The sequence below is a fragment of the Brevibacillus sp. TJ4 genome, from assembly GCF_044627595.2.
Classification (GTDB): domain Bacteria; phylum Bacillota; class Bacilli; order Brevibacillales; family Brevibacillaceae; genus Brevibacillus.
The window spans coordinates 3972501-3988999 of sequence record NZ_CP185865.1 but is presented as its reverse complement, the minus strand read 5'-3'; the positions used below and the strand labels follow the sequence as shown (position 1 = coordinate 3988999).

15 protein-coding genes (1 of these 15 only partly in view) are annotated in these 16499 nt (G+C 55.8%); 13 read left to right on the top strand and 2 right to left on the bottom strand.

The features are described from left to right. The first annotated feature begins 53 nt into the window (after nt 1–53). From ACAF76_RS19575 to ACAF76_RS19565, 3 genes are read left to right on the top strand one after another with little or no spacing between them, the layout of a single operon-like run. Nucleotides 54–773: a glycosyltransferase family 2 protein gene (locus ACAF76_RS19575; protein ID WP_400164524.1), complete on the top strand. Its 720-nt coding sequence runs from the start codon at nt 54–56 to the stop codon at nt 771–773. Beyond that, entirely contained in the window at nt 763–1896 is a 1134-nt protein-coding gene (locus ACAF76_RS19570) for a glycosyltransferase (RefSeq protein WP_400164523.1), read from the top strand. The genes ACAF76_RS19575 and ACAF76_RS19570 overlap by 11 nt, the downstream gene beginning before the upstream one ends. A gap of 18 nt (nt 1897–1914) precedes the next feature. After that, nucleotides 1915–2976 (top strand): polysaccharide pyruvyl transferase family protein, encoded by a 1062-nt coding sequence (locus tag ACAF76_RS19565; protein ID WP_400164522.1) that lies wholly within the window; start codon nt 1915–1917, stop codon nt 2974–2976. Nucleotides 2977–3053: 77 nt separating this feature from the next. On the opposite strand, the gene ACAF76_RS19560 is transcribed toward ACAF76_RS19565, so the two are convergent. Then, nucleotides 3054–3956 (bottom strand): LysR family transcriptional regulator, encoded by a 903-nt coding sequence (locus ACAF76_RS19560; protein WP_400164521.1) that lies wholly within the window; start codon nt 3954–3956, stop codon nt 3054–3056. Between the two features lie 175 nt (nt 3957–4131). Between ACAF76_RS19560 and ACAF76_RS19555 the strand changes: the two genes are divergently transcribed. The 5 genes from ACAF76_RS19555 to ACAF76_RS19535 all read left to right on the top strand — a co-directional run bounded on the left by ACAF76_RS19555 (nt 4132) and on the right by ACAF76_RS19535 (nt 9116). After that, nucleotides 4132–5310, top strand: coding sequence for an acyl-CoA dehydrogenase family protein (locus ACAF76_RS19555; RefSeq protein ID WP_400164520.1), 1179 nt, complete (start codon nt 4132–4134; stop codon nt 5308–5310). 33 nt (nt 5311–5343) lie between these two features. Continuing rightward, entirely contained in the window at nt 5344–5796 is a 453-nt protein-coding gene (locus ACAF76_RS19550) for a pyridoxamine 5'-phosphate oxidase family protein (protein ID WP_400164519.1), read from the top strand. A 247-nt stretch (nt 5797–6043) separates the two neighbouring features. Beyond that, complete coding sequence (locus ACAF76_RS19545; RefSeq protein WP_400164518.1) at nt 6044–7204, top strand: S8 family peptidase; 1161 nt, start codon at nt 6044–6046, stop codon at nt 7202–7204. A gap of 229 nt (nt 7205–7433) precedes the next feature. Next, nucleotides 7434–8474, top strand: a complete 1041-nt coding sequence (locus ACAF76_RS19540) for a prolipoprotein diacylglyceryl transferase family protein (RefSeq protein ID WP_400164517.1) — start codon at nt 7434–7436, stop codon at nt 8472–8474. A 21-nt stretch (nt 8475–8495) separates the two neighbouring features. Beyond that, nucleotides 8496–9116, top strand: a complete 621-nt coding sequence (locus ACAF76_RS19535; protein ID WP_400164516.1) for an NTP transferase domain-containing protein — start codon at nt 8496–8498, stop codon at nt 9114–9116. 80 nt (nt 9117–9196) lie between these two features. Here ACAF76_RS19535 and ACAF76_RS19530 read toward each other — a convergent pair whose 3' ends face one another. Further along, nucleotides 9197–9583, bottom strand: coding sequence for an ArsR/SmtB family transcription factor (locus ACAF76_RS19530; RefSeq protein WP_400164515.1), 387 nt, complete (start codon nt 9581–9583; stop codon nt 9197–9199). A gap of 160 nt (nt 9584–9743) precedes the next feature. Between ACAF76_RS19530 and ACAF76_RS19525 the strand changes: the two genes are divergently transcribed. From ACAF76_RS19525 to ACAF76_RS19505, 5 genes are all read left to right on the top strand, one after another. Beyond that, the gene (locus ACAF76_RS19525; RefSeq protein ID WP_400164514.1) at nt 9744–10028 is read left to right on the top strand and encodes a hypothetical protein; all 285 of its coding nucleotides are present in this window, start codon (nt 9744–9746) and stop codon (nt 10026–10028) included. Between the two features lie 197 nt (nt 10029–10225). Next, nucleotides 10226–12451 (top strand): heavy metal translocating P-type ATPase, encoded by a 2226-nt coding sequence (locus ACAF76_RS19520; RefSeq protein ID WP_400164513.1) that lies wholly within the window; start codon nt 10226–10228, stop codon nt 12449–12451. 270 nt (nt 12452–12721) lie between these two features. Beyond that, entirely contained in the window at nt 12722–13948 is a 1227-nt protein-coding gene (locus tag ACAF76_RS19515; RefSeq protein ID WP_400164512.1) for an MFS transporter, read from the top strand. Nucleotides 13949–14056: 108 nt separating this feature from the next. Further along, the gene (locus ACAF76_RS19510) at nt 14057–15433 is read left to right on the top strand and encodes a sigma-54 interaction domain-containing protein (RefSeq protein ID WP_400164618.1); all 1377 of its coding nucleotides are present in this window, start codon (nt 14057–14059) and stop codon (nt 15431–15433) included. 310 nt (nt 15434–15743) lie between these two features. Further along, nucleotides 15744–16499 carry the 5' portion of a GntP family permease gene (locus tag ACAF76_RS19505; RefSeq protein ID WP_400164511.1) on the top strand. 636 nt of this gene lie beyond the right edge of the window, so the window shows 756 of its 1392 coding nt (coding positions 1–756); its start codon is at nt 15744–15746; the stop codon falls past the right edge of the window.

Here is a 16499-nt window from a genome sequence, read left to right as displayed (position 1 = left end):
TTTTCGCAGGATGGGAAATTTTCACGATTTTACAATTTGTATGGGGTGTCAGCATGAACAATTCGAGAATCGACGGGCTGGTCAGCCTGGTGATTACCAATTACAACCGAGCGAAATACTTGGTCGAATGTCTGGACAGCATCCGCCAACAAACGTACAGCCACTGGGAGATTATCCTCGTCGACGATGCATCGACGGACCGCTCTGTAGAAGTAGCAGAGCAGTGGCGAGAGCAGTATATCACACAGCAGGGCGGCGTCAACCAGGTCGTGGTGCATGCGCTGCCTCGCAATATCGGGTTTGCCGGTGCGCTGAACACAGGACTGTATCTGGCGCAGGGCGAGTTTATCGCGATCCAGGATTCGGACGATTACTCGCATCCTTTGCGCTTTGAAAAGCAGGTCGCGTTTTTGCGCAAGCGGCCCGACATCGAACTCGTCGGCTCCAATTACTATGCCTTTTCTGGCGATGCCCCGGCTCATGGCAAGCTGGCGAATTGGATTCGCTATGGCGAGGAGATCAAAAAGGTGTACGGCAGAGGCGGGCATTGCGTCTGCCACGGCACGATCCTGTTTCGCGGGACGCTGTTCGACCGGATTGGCGGGCCGACCAGGCGCATCGTCGGGGCAGAGGATTACGAATTTATTGCCAAAGCATTGAACGTGGGCGCGAATATCGAAAACATTCCCGACCCGTTGTACTATTACCGCCAGCATGAAGGGCAGCGATCCACCTACTTTTATGGCAGAAAGGAGAAGAGCAATGAACAGTAGTACAGAGCGCGTGCTGATGGTATTGGACAGCTTGGGAACAGGCGGCACAGAGACGTATGCGCTCAGTCTGGCTGGGCCGCTGCGAGCGAGAGGCGTGTCGCTGTTTTGTACAGGGGCAAACGGTCCTCTCCATCGTGCGTTCGCCCAGGCAGGATACCAGATTCACCTTCCGAAAACTGGCGGACGTGAACCGATTGCGGTGCGCAGGCGACAGGCGGAGAAATATTACCGCAGCGTCATGGAGCGCGAAGGGATTACTGTCGTCCACGTGCACCAGACACCTTCGGGGTTGCCAGCGGCGTCAGCGGCGAAGCAGTTGGGGATTCCGGTCGTCTTTACCCTGCACGGCACCTATTATCCGGTCGAAGAGGCGGTCCAGCTCGCACGCTTGTGCGATGCTGTCATCAGCGTCAGCAAACCGGTGCAGAAGTATTGGGCGCAGCGAGGAATCGCCTCTGCCGTGATAGCCAACGGCGTAGATGTCCAGCTTTTTCATCCCGAATCAGGGAAGCAGGCCATTGCCACAGAGGGGAGATTACCCGCGATTGCTCCGGGCGCACCCGTTGTCACCTATGTCAGCCGGTTGGCCTGGCAAAAGGCGTCGGTCTGCAACATGCTGTTGCGGGCGACCAAGGTACTGCCCGGGCTATCCGACCTGCATGTCATCGTCGTCGGCACCGGACCGCAGTCTCATGCTGTTAGGGAGCTGGCCAAGGCGTTGAACCGCCAAAGGGGGCGAGAGTACATTCACTTTGTCGGAGAAAAAACGGATGTCCGGCCGTACTATGCGCAAAGCGATCTCGTCGTCGGCACCGGCAGGGTCGCGCTGGAAGCAATGGCGACAGGAAAGCCCGTACTGGCGATTGGCAATCACGGCTTTTTTGGCCTGGTCACCCCATCCGCCTACGATCAGGCGTGGGACTACTATTTTGGCGACCACGCCTCCATTGCGAAGCCGTCCTCTGATTTGATCGCGCAGGCTTTGCAGCGGGCGTTTGCCGATCGCGAGCAATTGCGGCGCTGGGGGGAACAAGCCAGAGAGTGGGTGCAGGAGCAGTTTGACATTGAACAGGTGAGCGGTCAGATTCTCGCTGTGTATGCAGCGTGCAAACAGCGATCCTGAGAGGGGGACAGCGACGCGATGAAAACGATTTTGTACGTAGGCTGGCTCGGGTTTCACAATCTTGGCGACGAGCTGATGTGGGAGGTGTTCGCGGAGCTTTCTCGCAAGCATCTCGATCCCAAGCACTACAAGGTGGTTCCTTCCTTGCCCGGCGTCGATCTGCAGGATGTACGCGCGTATGATACGGTTGTTCTGGGCGGCGGCTCGCTGCTGGTGCCCGGATACGTCAACGTGGCGCATCGGGCGGTGCAAGCAAACAAGCAGCTTGTCATTTGGGGCAGCGGGTACGATTCCCAGGTGCCGCTGCCTTCTGCTTTTGCCGGAGAGCTTCCGTCTGGACAATGGCGGGAGAGTGAAGCGATGTGCCGGATGCTGGTCAACATCGGAAACCATGCCGCGTACTTCGGGGTGCGCGGACCGTTGAGCGAGCAAGTGATGCGGTATGCAGGCGTTGCGGGCAAACTTTTTGTCAGCGGCGATTCGGGCATGCTGCCAAGCCTGCCATCAATCGAGAAGGAGGCCGACGACGCGGGGAAGCGCCCGCAAATCGGCATCAACTGGGGAACTTCCTACAACCGCATTTACGGAAAAAACGAGGCAAGAGTCGAAGCAGCGCTGGCCGAAACAGCCCGGGCGATGATTGCGGAAGGGTATGACATTTACCTGTACACGATGTGGGGCCCCGACCGGGAGGCGATCAAGCGATTGTACAGCAACATTGGCTTGCCCCAGCACACGGTTCTCGACCTGGAGCTGCACGGCCATCAGGAGCTGATGAGACGGATCAGCCGCTGCCAGGCGACGATCAACTTCAAGCTGCATGCCAACGTCTTGAGCGCTGCTGCGGGCGTGCCGTTTGTCTGTCTGGCCTATCGCTTCAAGTGCGTAGATTTCGCCTATTCACTGGATTTGCCGGAATTGGCTGTGATGACAGACGATCCGGAGTTGGCGCAAAAGTTGGTGAGTTGTACGAAGCTGGCATTGCGCGAGAGGGTAGCGGTCAGGGAGAAGATGAAAAAAAGCCGGCAGGAGATGACGAATCGGCTGCAAGCTCCGTTTTTGCAAGGGTTGTTCTGCTGAATTTTTCGCCCTTGGTTTCGCATTTGTACAGCGAGCCAAGGGCTGTTTTTTGTCGGGTCCCGGTGATTTCGGCCACATCAACGAAAAGAAGCAGTTGCCAGCGTATCTTCTACCTCCCGGATGAGCAGAGGGACAGAAGGATTGGCAGTCGAGTTTTTCCAGGCGACCACGACATCCACCTGATGCTGTTCGCCTGCGATGTCGACAAAGCGCAGGCGCGGACTTGCGTACAAAAGCAGATGCCGAGACAAGATCGTAATGCCGATTCCCGCATCGACCATCATCAAGACTGCATCCGGGCGGGACGCATGGCTAACGATACGCGGGGAAAATCCATGGCTGGCGCACATCGCAAGCACGTAATCATAGCCCTGCGGCGATTCTTCCCGATCCAGCATGAGAAACGGCTCGTGTTCCAGTTGGGCCACAGACAGTTCGGCTTGATCCGCAAGAGCATGATCCTGCGGCAAAATGATTGAGTAGGGCTGGTTCCACAAGGCACGGCACTGCAGATTGTGGATATTGTGCAGTCCGTGTGACAGGGTGAAGGCGATGTCGATCTCGTCGTCTTGCAGCATGCGATTGATGCGCGCACTATTATGAAAGCTGAAGTGAAGCCTGATGTTCGGGTATTTGCTGCGGAACGAGCGGACTACAAGCGGCAGAAAATCCCGGACAGAGACGCTCAACAAGCCGATGCGAATGACACCCGCCAGTCCTTCTTCCGCTTCCCGGGCGTGCTGGATCGAATCGGCGAAGCGTTTGGCAATCTCCCGTGCGTCTTCGAGAAAGGCTCGGCCTGCGTTTGTCAGCTCTACGGAATGCTTGGTTCGATGGAACAGCTTGACACCGATTTTCTTTTCCAGAGAGGCGATTTGCTGGCTGACGGCAGGCTGCGCTACATACAGCTTTTTGGCTGCTTCGGTAAAGTTGAGATGCTCCGCGACCGCGATAAAATAGTGCAATTGCCGGATGTCCATTGCTGCTGATCCCCTTTTTTGAAAAGTAGCCAGATTGGTTACATGATAACACAGAAGCCAATTGATACAGATGGCAATAAGGAATTCTTATTACCGACATACAAGTCATGTATTTCCGTTTGCCCTCCCTTTTGACTAGCATGGAAAGCAGAAGTCAGTACGGGGGGATACGCCGATGTCTTTTCTTACACACGAAGAAGCAGTGGCACGAGCCAAGAGCCTTGTTCCGCGAATCCGGGAACGGGCGAATCTGTCGGAGGAGTTGGGCCGACAACCGCAGGAAAATATCGATGATTTTGTAAGGTCAGGCTTGATCCGCTGTCTGATGCCCAAGCGTTGGGGAGGGCATGAGCTGGGAATTGAAACGATGTACAAAACGACGTACGAAATCGCCAAGGCAGATCCGTCAGCCGGGTGGTGCTTTGGGCTGCTGGTGCTCCACTCCTGGATGCTGGCCTACTACCCGGAGCAGGCACAGCAGGAAATCTGGGGGGAAAACCCCGACGCTTGTATCGCATCGTCATTTGGTTCGCCGAAGTCAGAGGTGAAAAAGGTCGAAGGCGGCTATCGGATCAGCGGAACCTGGGGTTTTTCCTCAGGAGTCGACCACAGCGGATGGGCGATGCTGTTTGGAAGCGTACCTTCCGAAAAAGAAGGAGAGCCTCCCTATTCGATGATGATGTTGGTGCCGAAACAGGATTACACGATTCTCGATTCCTGGGACACTGTCGCCCAGCGTGGCACCGGGAGCAAAAACATCGAAATAACCGATGCATTCGTTCCGGAACATCGCACCTTTGACATGGTTGCCTGGTGCCAAAGGGGCGAGGGACCGGGAAACGTCGTGAACGACAATCCGCTTTACAAAAATCCGCTGTATACGGTCATACCGGTCAGCCTTACATCCGCGCTACTCGGTGCCAGTGTTGGCGCCTATGAATTGTGGCGGGACGGGCTGCGTACCAAATCTACGGTGCGTCAGGCAAAAGTGGCCGATTTCACGCACCAGCAAATCCGCGTTGCCGAAGTCTCAGCATCGCTGGAAGCGGCGACTGCCTTGCTGGAAAAATCATTGACGCGTCTGAGTACCGATGTGCCGATTGATGCGTATGAGCGAATTCGTCTGCGCCGCAACTACGGCTATACTGCCAAACTGTGCAGCCAAGCAGTCAAGACGATCATGGATGCGAGCGGTGCGGGAAGTATCTTTGCCGCCAACCCGTTGCAGCGATACTGGCGCGATGTGCAGGCGTCGTCCATGCACATCACGTTTAATATGGATCATCTCGGGGAAATGTTTGGAAAGTTGGAACTGGGGGTGCCTTTGAATCAAAAGGATTTACTGTTATCATAAGGAAAGTGAAACCAAAAGGAGGCACACGCGAAGATGAGTAAAGAAATCCCGAAAACGCTCACTCAGGAGCAAATCGATTTTATGAACGACAAGCCGCTGATTCTCTTGAGCACGATTGATTCCGAAACCAATACGCCGAATACCTCTGCGATTTCATGGGTGAAGGCGTACTCGGATACAGCGATTCGTTTTGCCGTTACCAACAACTCCCGCACTGCGGCCAATGTACAGGCCAATCCGCGCGTTTCCCTGACGATGATCGGATTGGGAACCGTATATTCGATCATCGGTGTCGCGCAGATTGTGGAGGAGAAAATGGAAGGCGTCGCCATGCCTTTGTGCAAAATCGAGGTAGCGGTCGAGTCCGTGTTCGAATCGATGTTCTGGGGAGCGGCCATCACGCAAAACCCGGCCTATGAAAAAACGTACAACATCGAAAAGGCCACCGCGCTCGACGAGCAGGTATTTGCAGCCCTGCTGTCATAACGCGTCCATCGGGTGCAAAACGAAAAGCCAATGTCCAAGTACGGCGGACGATTGGCTTTTTTGTTTGCATAATAATGGAAGTGACACAATGCAATAACGACACGAATATCACGGTTTACTGCAAAAGAATGATAGTTGATTTGCACTAAATTTCGCTTCGAAAAGGATAGCCACCCAATCCCCTGTCCCTCTCCCCGCATACACAGGTAAGGAATTGCCATCACGAAACAAGGGGGAGATAGCGAACATGGGATTCTGGATCAGCTTGTTCGTCGCGGGAGCTGTCATTGCCGGTCTTCTGTACCGATACTGGGATCGCCGACAGGATCAGAAGTGGCCGGCGCACACAGCCAACCAACTGATTGTCCGGTTTAAGGACGGTTTGTCGGCAGAACAGATGAATGAGATTCATCGCAAGGCAAAATGCGAACTGGTCGACAGCGAGCCAGAGCTGGGGATCTATCGGGTTTCCTCCAGGCGCAAGATGAGGAAAATACTCAAGCATTACCAGGGATTGTCCGAGATTGAATTCGCCGAGCCCAACTACCAGTTCAAGGCTTTTGCGGTACCAAACGATCCGTACTTTAGCCTGTATCAGTACGGACCGCAGCGAATCGCAGCCCCTGCAGCGTGGGATGTAACCCAGGGGAGCCCAGAGGTGACCGTCGCTGTCGTAGATACAGGCGTACAACTGGATCACCCGGACCTTCGGGCGAAGATCGTACCTGGTTACGACTTTGTCAGCAACGATACGAGTCCCGCAGATGGAAACGGACACGGTACACATGTAGCGGGGATCGCAGCGGCGGTAACGAACAACCGTATCGGCATCGCCGGGGTGTGTCCGTTGGCATCGATCATGCCGATCCGGGTACTGGACAATTCGGGTAGCGGCGACCTGATGAATGTAGCACGGGGCATCGTCTATGCCGCGCAACAAGGTGCACAAGTCATCAACCTCAGCCTGGGTGCGCCGGCCTCATCCTCGACGCTGCAATCCGCTGTCCAGTATGCGTGGAGCCGCGGCGCTGTCATCGTCGCGGCAGCCGGAAACGATGGTTCGGCCACTCCCAACTACCCGGCCAACTTCGCCAATGTGATCGCGGTCGCTTCCACGAACGAAAACGATACGAAGTCCGGCTTTTCCAACTACGGGCTGTGGGTCGATGTCGCGGCACCCGGAGATCAGGTTTTGTCTACGTATCCGCGGAATTACTACTCGTACTTGAGCGGAACGTCGATGGCAGCTCCGCATGTTGCCGGGGTAGCCGCGTTGCTGGCTGCACAAGGGAAAACGAACGAAGAGATCGTAGACGCCATTTTGTCCACATGTGACCCGGTACCGGGAACCGGCAGATATTGGGTACACGGACGCGTCAATGCCGAGCGCGCTGTTCGGACTTCGTGACAGCACCTATATGTCGGGAAAAAGGGAAGGTCGCCACGCCTTCCTTTTTTCATGTGCGTGTTTTGGGGCGATGTGTTGCCGGGTAATGACCGGGAAAATGCCTGGTGCAAGCGCCGGAGGGAAGGTTTGCACTGCCGGGCGTTACAAGCGGAGAAAGAGATTGTATGATAGAAGAATCAGCATCTTGTCCAGCGAGATGTGCGATGATCGGAAGAGAGGGGGGCGGCACGTGAGCGATGTCATCCAATTGGGACCGTTTTTGATCCAGACAGCTACGCTGGTGTACGTTCTTGCCGCCTTGAGCGGGTATGGCGCGATGGGGTACCGGCTGAGACGGCAATATCCGGCGTATCGCCGGCAGATTACGGACCTGGCAGGCAGTGGAGCAATACTCGGCTTGTTGATCTGGAAGCTCAGCTACGCCGTGTTTTACCCGTGGAAAGTGTGGGAAAACCCTGCGTCCCTGCTCTACTTCTCCGGTGGCGACCGCGGAGTATGGCTGGCCCTAGGCGGCGTAGCGCTGTATGCGATCTACCGCATGAGAAAAGCGGAGCTGCCTTTCAAAGCTGTCTTTCCCGCCTTGGCAATCGGCGTCGTCATCTCCTGGGGGATCGGACACGTACTGTACGCGGCAGTGTGGCGGGAAGACGTGCTGTACCATGCTGCACAGGCCGGATTGTGCCTCGTCTTGTACCTGGCGCTGACAGCGCGCACGGACCGGAGGAGAGCGGTAGTCGCGGTACTCGGCATCGCGGGAATGGTCCTCTGGGGGTATCTGGATCGAGAGCTCGCCCCGTCAGTACCACACCAGCCGACAGCGGGAGCAAGCGAGGCTGCTGTCGGACTGAAAAAAGGAAACCTCGCCCCGGATTTTGCCCTGCGCAGCCGGGAAGGCGATCTGGTCCGCTTGTCCGATTTTCGCGGAAGCAAGGTGATTCTCAACATGTGGGCTACCTGGTGCCCGCCATGCCGCGCCGAAATGCCGGATATGCAGGAGTTTTACGAGAAGTACAAAGCAGATGGCGTGACGATCGTAAGCGTCAACCTGATCGAAACCGAGGAGAGCGAAGAAGCAGTCACCCGCTTCCTCGAAGAGTACGGCATCAGCTTTCCGGTCCTGCTGGATGACGGGAAACAGGTGGCCCGGCTGTATCAGGGAATCTCCATTCCGACCAGTTATGTCATCGATGCGGACGGCATCGTTCGCGAGAAAGTAATCGGTGCGCTGCACATGGAAATGATGGAGAAGCTGATCGCGGCCATCGAGTGAACGAGAAAAGGGGGGTAGAAAATGGCTGAAATCGGAGCGATCATACTGGCGGCTGGCATGTCGAGCCGGATGGGGAGTGCCAAGCAGTTTTTGCCGCTCGGGGAAAAACCGTTGTTTCGCCACGCCGTCGACCGCGCTGTGGCGAGCGGACTGGCGCCGATCCTCGTCGTAGGAGGCGAGCATCACGAGAAACTGCGCGAGCAGACAAGCGATCTGCCGCAAGTGGAAGTGTTCCACAATCCGCATTACGCCACAGGCATGGCTTCTTCGCTGGCGTGCGGGATTCGGGCGATGACGGGGAAGGCGGATGCTGTGCTCGTGTTTCTGGCTGACCAGCCCTACGTTCCCGGTCAGGTGATTCAGGCACTGGTGGATACATATCGTCAGCAGCGCGATGCCGGGGTGCGGATTGTGCGCCCGCTGTACGCCGGAGAGGCAGGTCATCCGGTATTGTTCGACGCAGCGCTGTTCGCCGAGTTGGCCCAGGTCACAGGAGATCAGGGAGGCAAGGAAGTGGTCAGCCAGTACAAGCAGCATTTGCGCACCATTCCGTTTGAACGGGCGGAGTGGGGTCTTGATGTCGACACTCCGGACGATTACCGGCGCATACAAAAAGCCCCCGGCTGTGACCGGGAGGACTGACCTTGGGTGAGCCCTCCTGGTGAGATCGACAGCCAGGGTCTTTTTTTCATAAGGGTGATTCGCAGGATCGGGGAGCTGCGTTATACCTTTTGGGTATCCATCGGTACGCGCAGTTCTTTCGCGTGTTCGACACCAGCCAGGATGAGGTGGCGGACGTGTTCGTCATCGAGCGAGTAGTAGACGAGCTTGCCTTCTTTGCGGTACTTGGCCAATCCCATATTGCGGAGCAGCCGCAGGTGGTGGGAGGTATTGGCGATCGAGCTGCCGATGACAGCCGCGATATCGCAGACGCACAGCTCATCTTCAAGCGAGAGGATGTAAATGATCTTGGCTCGCGTGTCGTCGGCCAATGCCTTGAAAATCTTCGCTACCCCTTCTGACTCGGAGACGTGTGGACGCAGGCGCTGTACTTTTTCTTCGTCGAAGCACTGGATTTCACAAATGTCTTCCTTTGCTTTTGCGGACATGAGGAATCACCTCTTTACCTTACATTTCATGTCTCCCTATTATAGTCATTGCGCGAAAAAGTGGAAAGGCAAAAACACTTTCCTTGGCAAAGCAAAGTGTGCTGGAGTAAGATGGACATGGTTACGAACCGGTAGCGGAACATACAGGAGGAGAGACAGCATGGAAGCAAGCAAATGTCCTTCGTGCAAATCAAAAAAGGTGGATATACAAGAATCTTACAATCGCGTGCTCTACGTCGTCATGTACGTCCTGATCCTGGTGATCGCCGGCTGGGTCGGCGTCCGGCTGGAGGCTACGCCGGTGGTGTTCATGTTTCTCGGCTTGTCGGCGGCGTTTGCCTTGTTCGTCATCCGGATGATGCTGGAGAGGAGCAAGACCGTCGCTTGCACCTGTCTGGACTGCGGCCATCGCTGGGAACCGGTGACAGGCCGGAACAAATCGTAGATCGCAGTGCATTAAGGAGGCTTCTCGCGCAGAGAAGTCTCTTTTCTTTTCCGGAGGGAAAGAATCAATAGTAGTGAGGAAAAAAGAGCGGTGCAAATTCAAATATGCAATTGAATGAACACCAAAAATCAGGTAGTATCATAATTAAATATACATTTGAATGTTTTGTTTTTGTCCGATGGATTGGGGGAATATCCATGACAAGTTCCAATCAAAAATCTGCCTGCTGCCAGGATGATCAGTGCGGCAGTCAGCAAAATCTACATTCGCATGGCCACGGACACGCGCATCACGCGGGGGAAGAGTCTGCTCCGCTGCTGGCAGGGTCCGGTGTGGCTGTCTACCAGATCCATGGAATGGATTGCAGTTCCTGCGCGAAGTCGCTGGAGAACCATATGAAATCGCTCGCAGCGGTACAGGCGGTCAGCGTCAATTTTTCAACCGGAAAAATGCAGATCGTCGAGGAAGGACTCGGACACCAGGGGGTGGCCCAGGAGGTGTCCAAAGCAGGGTACAGCGCCAGCCCGCTGTCTGGCCGACGCGTGGAGCAACAGTCCGAGGGCGATCGCAGCGGGACCAGGCTGACGATCATCTCCGGTGTCTTTCTGCTGCTGGGGCTGGTCAGCTCGTTTTCCGCCATTCCTGAGCTGGTCAGTACGCTGCTGTTCGCCAGCTCGATCGTGACGGGCGGCTACAAACCGGTGCGGAGCGCTTTTTACGCGATCAAAAGCCGTTCGCTCGACATGAACGTGCTGATGTCCGTGGCCGCAATCGGTGCGGCGGCGATTGGTGAGTGGCTGGAAGGGGCAACCGTCGTCTGGCTGTTTGCCATCGGAAATATGCTGCAGGCCCGCTCGATTGAGAAGACGCGCGATTCGATTCGCAAGCTGATGGATTTGGCACCGCCGGAAGCATGGGTGCAGCGCGGAGCAGCGCTCGTCCGCGTGCCAGTGGAAGAGATTCGCCTGGGAGAGGTGATCGTCGTCAAGCCAGGGGAGAAAATCCCTTTGGACGGCGAGGTGGGCAAAGGCAGCTCCAGCGTCAATCAGGCGCCGATTACCGGGGAGTCGATTCCGGTAGACAAGGAGCCGGGAGATGTGGTCTTCGCCGGGACGGTGAACGAAAGCGGCTCGTTGGAGATCAAAGTGACCAGGCTGGTGGAGGATACGGCGATCGCCCGCATTATTCATCTGGTCGAAGAGGCGCAGGAGAAAAAGGCACCGACCCAGGCGTTTGTCGATAAATTCGCGGAGATTTACACACCGATCGTGCTCGTGCTGGCCATCGGAGTGATTTTCCTGCCGCCGTTGTTCGGAATCGGCACGTGGGGCGAGTGGTTTTACAAAGGGCTGGAGCTGCTCGTCGTGGCCTGCCCATGCGCCCTGGTCATTTCCACCCCGGTCGCGATCGTCTCGGCGATTGGCAACGCGGCGCGAAATGGCGTGCTGATCAAAGGCGGGACGTTTTTGGAGAGAGCGGGTGCGATTACGGCCTTCGCCTTTGACAAGACGGGGACGCTGACGCAGGGCAAGCCGCAGGTGACGCGACTGCTGACCGTCGGAGCGACAGAAGACGAGTTGTTGCAAATCGCCCGCACGATCGAGGAACATTCCCGCCATCCGGTTGCCACAGCGATCGTCAATTACGCGATGGAAAAACGCGTTCCCCCGCTTGCGGCAGAAGCGTATCTCGCCATCGCGGGCAAAGGGGTGCAAGCCACGATCACGGGCGAGACCTACTACGCAGGCAAACCGGCGCTGTTTGCCGAACTGGGTGTGGACCTGACGAGATGGGAAGGCTCGATCCAGTCCTTGCAGCAAGAAGGCAATACACTCGTCGTCGTCGGTACGGCACAGCGCGTTGTCGGAATTGTCGCCGTAGCGGATGCGATTCGCGAGAGTACCGTTCAGGCGATTGGCAAGCTGCAACGGGCCGGTGTGCGGGAGATGGTAATGCTGACCGGCGATCATGCGGGAACAGCTCGAAAGGTCTCGGATCAGGCAGGTGTGAGCCGCTATTTTGCCGAACTGCTGCCCGAGCAAAAAGTGGAGGCAGTGAAGCAGCTCCAGCGGGAGGGTCACGTCGTGGCGATGGTCGGCGACGGAATCAACGATGCGCCAGCTTTGGCTACGGCTGACCTGGGTATCGCGATGGGTGGAGCAGGTACCGATACCGCGATGGAGACAGCCGACATCGTGCTGATGGCCGACAACCTGGAAAAGCTGCCCCATACCGTCAAGCTGAGCCGCAAAGCGCTGCGCATCATCAAGCAAAACATCGCCTTCTCCATCCTGATCAAGCTGGCGGCGCTGGTCCTGATTTTCCCGGGCATACTGACGCTGTGGATGGCCGTGTTGAGCGACACCGGAGCGGCGCTTCTGGTCATTCTGAACAGCATGCGCTTGTTGCGGCTAAAGGAATAAGCAAAAAAAGGTTCTTGTGCACAGTTGCCTATTTGTGGTATTCTTGGGTCATTCTAACACGGAAGGGTGACCATCAAGCCAATGATCTACTAATTCCTATTCCAAGAACGCATTCGAAAACATGACGATGCTTCATTTCTGGATAGGATTAGTACGCGATATTGGCAAAATATGGATGCTTCCCTTGTCGTATAAGGGATTCTTTGTCTGTTTTGCACATGTATGCGATACCTCCTGTCCAGAATTGAATGGATGAGGAGGTTTTTTATTATGTCAGGAGTTATTCGGAATCGGTATGTGCGGGCCATTTTGTTGTCAGGCTTGTTTTTGCAGATTGGCATCTGGGTGCGCAACTTTGCGATTCTGCTGTTTGTGATGGAACAAACGGCGGGCAATGCCTTTGCCATCTCGATGATTTCGGTAGCTGAATACGCGCCGATCTTTCTCTTTTCTTTTTTGGCCGGCACTTTCGCGGATCGTTGGCGCCCCAAACGGACGATGGTCTGGTGTGATTTGCTCAGCGCGGCCTCTGTGCTGGTCGTATTGCTGACGTTTGTGTTTGGCACGTGGAAAGCGGTCTTTTTCGCGACGTTGATTTCGTCGATTCTCTCCCAGTTTTCCCACCCGTCCGGGATGAAGCTGTTCAAGCTGCACGTTCCGGCCGAGCAGATACAGGCGGGAATGTCCGCCTATCAGACGCTGTTTGCCATCTTTATGGTCATGGGACCGATTTTGGGCACATTCGTATTTCAGCAATTTGGGGTGGAAGTGGCGATGGGGATCACCATCGTGGCGTTCCTCTGTTCGGCCGCCGTACTCTATTCGCTGCCAGCGGACCCGGTAGAGTCGGCCTCATCGGAGCAGAAGCAGCTTCTGGCCGAGATGGCAAGCGGCGTTCGCTATGTCAGGTCCAATCGCGTGCTGTCTCTGATCGGCTTTACCTTCGCGGCAGCGGGACTCGGTTTGGGGATGGCACAGCCGCTGGGCATCTTTTTGGTGACGGAGCGTCTGGGGCTGCCCAAGGAAAGTTTGCAGTGGCTGCTGACAGCCCAAGGCATCGGAATGATCGTGGGCGGAGCGCTGACCATGATCTACGCCAAAAATGTCGCTCCGCAAAAGCTGTTGATCATCGGGATGTTGGGAAATGCGCTTGCCTTCAGCCTCTCCGGGATCTCCACCATGCTCTGGCTGACGCTTTCCGCCAGTCTGATCGCAGGTCTGCTGTTGCCGTGCATCCAGATCGGCATCAACACACTGATTATGAAGCATACGGAAAGCTCTTTTATCGGCCGGGTGAACGGCATCCTGACCCCGCTGTTTACAGGGTCTATGGTGCTGACGATGAGTGTGGCCGGCTTGTTGAAAGAAAACTTCTCGCTGGTGGCCATTTACCAGGGGATCACTTTGCTGTTTCTCATCGGCATGGTGTCGATGCTTCCACTCATACGCAAGCAGGCAGGGTTGAAGCAGGAAGAGCAGATCGTACAAAGAAATTAAAGAGAGGTCAATTCGCGAATGTTTGCCCCGGAGTGAAATCTGGGGCAAACTTTTCTTATCATCTCCTGCTGCCTCTCCGGGCAAGGGATTGGAACGGGGGGAACTGTTCTGGACTGGAATCTTCAACAAATCAGCAAACTGCTGGAAGTTGTTTTTGAAAACGCTCACGAACCGATGGTGGTCACGGACCAGAATGGAAAAATACTGCTGATGAACCGCAGCTATCGGGAGTTCCTCGGTGTGCAGGATGTCATCGGCCGCCCCGTTACGGAAGTGATTGAGAATACGCGCATGCACATCGTCGGGCAACGGGGAGTCCCGGAGATTGCCTCCATTCAGCAAATCAAGGGACAGAGCATGATCGCCCACCGCATCCCGATCATCGACGACGGCAAAGTGATCGCCGTCCTGGGCACGGTTCTGTTTCAGGACGTAAAAGAACTGGCGTCGCTGGCCGCGATGGTCGAGCAGCTAAAAGATGAGCTATCCTATTACAAAAAAGAGCTGCAACGCAGGCTCGGCGCCACGTATCGCTTTGACCAGATCGTCAGCTACAGCGCCAAGATGCGGGAGCTGAAAAACTTTTCGCAAAAGGTGGCGAAAAGCGACTCCACTGTCCTGATCACAGGCGAGAGCGGCACGGGCAAAGAGCTGTTTGCCCACGCGATCCACGCCGAGAGCAAGCGGAAAATGGGGCCGTTTATCCGTGTGAACTGCGCGGCGATTCCCGATTCGCTGCTCGAATCCGAGCTGTTCGGATATGAGGAAGGGGCGTTTACCGGAGCCGCCCGTCGCGGCAAAAAAGGGAAGTTCGAGCTTGCCCACCGCGGGACGATCCTGCTGGATGAGATCGGCGACATGCCGCTGCCGCTGCAGGCCAAGCTGCTGCGGGTCTTGCAGGAAAAAGAAGTGGAGCGCGTGGGAGCGGTGCGTGCCACCCCGATCGACGTGCGGGTCATCGCCTCTACCAACCAGGATTTGCTCGCACTCATTCGGGAGGGCAAGTTCCGTGCTGATCTGTACTACCGGCTGAATGTCGTCTCGCTGTCCATTCCGCCCCTGCGCGAGCGGTTGGAGGATTTGCCTGAGCTGGTATCCAATCTGCTCAAACAGCTTGCCGAGTCGACTGGGATCGTGGTCAAAGCGATTGACGATGAGGTGTGGAATGTGCTGCGAAGCTACTCCTGGCCGGGGAATGTGCGGGAACTGCGCAATCTGCTGGAGCGGGCCTTGCATCTGCTCGACGACGATGTGTTGCGAAAAGAACATATCTGGCTGCCGGTAGTCGCAGAGGCAGTATCCGTGCCATCGCTGCCTGGTCCGGTGAAAGCGTTGAAAGAGACTGTAGAGGCAGCGGAACGGGAAGCGCTGCTGCAAGCATTCATGCAGGCGAACGGAAACAAGCAGGAGGCAGCACGGCTGCTGCAGATCAGCAAATCTTCATTTTATGCAAAATGGGAAAAGTACGGTTTGCCCGAATCGTAATCATCGACCTCTCTGTACATGTGCAGAGAGGTTTTTTCTGTTCATTTGTGATATTCCAGATTTGCGGAAAGGAAGCAGTGAGGAAAGCGCATACAATTCCACGTTTTCGGAAGGTTTATTCCGGAATCGTGGAATAAAGGGCTGTTTCGACGATTCCAAGTCCTTCGACGAATCGGCAAAAGCCCTGCCGTGCAAGGATGCAGGCACAGGTTCCGGAGGTTGGCATGAATGTTGCTTTTATCATTTTCGTGAAAGCGATTTCATAAACTTCGATCCGTCACACTGGCGAGATCAGCGAAAGGAGCATCGTATGTTTATTGAAGTTATTTCTATTATCCTTGCGCTCGGGCTGTTGATGTTTTTTGCCTACCGGGGTTATCCCGTGATTATCTTTGCCCCGATTTTCACCTTGCTCGCCGTGGCGATGTCCGGGATTGCCTTGCTGCCCAGCTACACGGAGACCTACATGGTGAACGCAGCCAACTACGTGAAGTCGTTTTTCCCGATCTTCCTGTTGGGGGCGGTTTTTGGAAAAGTCATGGAGATGAGTGGCGCGGCGGCATCGATTGCGCACAACATCGTCAAGGCGCTTGGCTCCAACCGGGCGATCCTCGCTGTTGTCCTGGCCTGTTCGATTCTGACCTACGGTGGCGTCTCCCTGTTCGTCGTGGCATTTGCCGTCTATCCGTTCGCAGCCGCGATTTTCCGGGAAGCCAACATTCCCAAACGGCTGATTCCCGGAGCGATTGCCCTGGGTGCGTTCACCTACACGATGGATGCGCTGCCAGGCTCGCCGCAGATTCAAAATATCATTCCGACCTCGTACTTCGGAACGGACGCGTACGCGGCACCGTTGGTCGGGATCATTGGAGCGATTCTCGTTTTTGGAGCGGGTATGTACTGGCTGGAACGCAGACGCAAGCAAGCTGTCGCTTCCGGCGAAGGATACGGCGAAGGGCATGTCAATGAACCTGATCTGAATGAAGGCCAGAACAGGACGTACATGAGCATCTGGCTGGCGATCTTGCCGCTGGTAATCGTCCTCGTGGGCAATTTCGTCCTGAGC

Bases quoted from the DNA above. Each gene is read 5' to 3' on its own strand.
- ACAF76_RS19575 (WP_400164524.1), top strand. From the start codon at position 54: ATGAACAATTCGAGAATCGACGGGCTGGTCAGCCTGGTGATTACCAAT.
- ACAF76_RS19570 (WP_400164523.1), top strand. From the start codon at position 763: ATGAACAGTAGTACAGAGCGCGTGCTGATGGTATTGGACAGCTTGGGA.
- ACAF76_RS19565 (WP_400164522.1), top strand. From the start codon at position 1,915: ATGAAAACGATTTTGTACGTAGGCTGGCTCGGGTTTCACAATCTTGGC.
- ACAF76_RS19560 (WP_400164521.1), bottom strand. From the start codon at position 3,956: ATGGACATCCGGCAATTGCACTATTTTATCGCGGTCGCGGAGCATCTC.
- ACAF76_RS19555 (WP_400164520.1), top strand. From the start codon at position 4,132: ATGTCTTTTCTTACACACGAAGAAGCAGTGGCACGAGCCAAGAGCCTT.
- ACAF76_RS19550 (WP_400164519.1), top strand. From the start codon at position 5,344: ATGAGTAAAGAAATCCCGAAAACGCTCACTCAGGAGCAAATCGATTTT.
- ACAF76_RS19545 (WP_400164518.1), top strand. From the start codon at position 6,044: ATGGGATTCTGGATCAGCTTGTTCGTCGCGGGAGCTGTCATTGCCGGT.
- ACAF76_RS19535 (WP_400164516.1), top strand. From the start codon at position 8,496: ATGGCTGAAATCGGAGCGATCATACTGGCGGCTGGCATGTCGAGCCGG.
- ACAF76_RS19530 (WP_400164515.1), bottom strand. From the start codon at position 9,583: ATGTCCGCAAAAGCAAAGGAAGACATTTGTGAAATCCAGTGCTTCGAC.
- ACAF76_RS19525 (WP_400164514.1), top strand. From the start codon at position 9,744: ATGGAAGCAAGCAAATGTCCTTCGTGCAAATCAAAAAAGGTGGATATA.
- ACAF76_RS19520 (WP_400164513.1), top strand. From the start codon at position 10,226: ATGACAAGTTCCAATCAAAAATCTGCCTGCTGCCAGGATGATCAGTGC.
- ACAF76_RS19515 (WP_400164512.1), top strand. From the start codon at position 12,722: ATGTCAGGAGTTATTCGGAATCGGTATGTGCGGGCCATTTTGTTGTCA.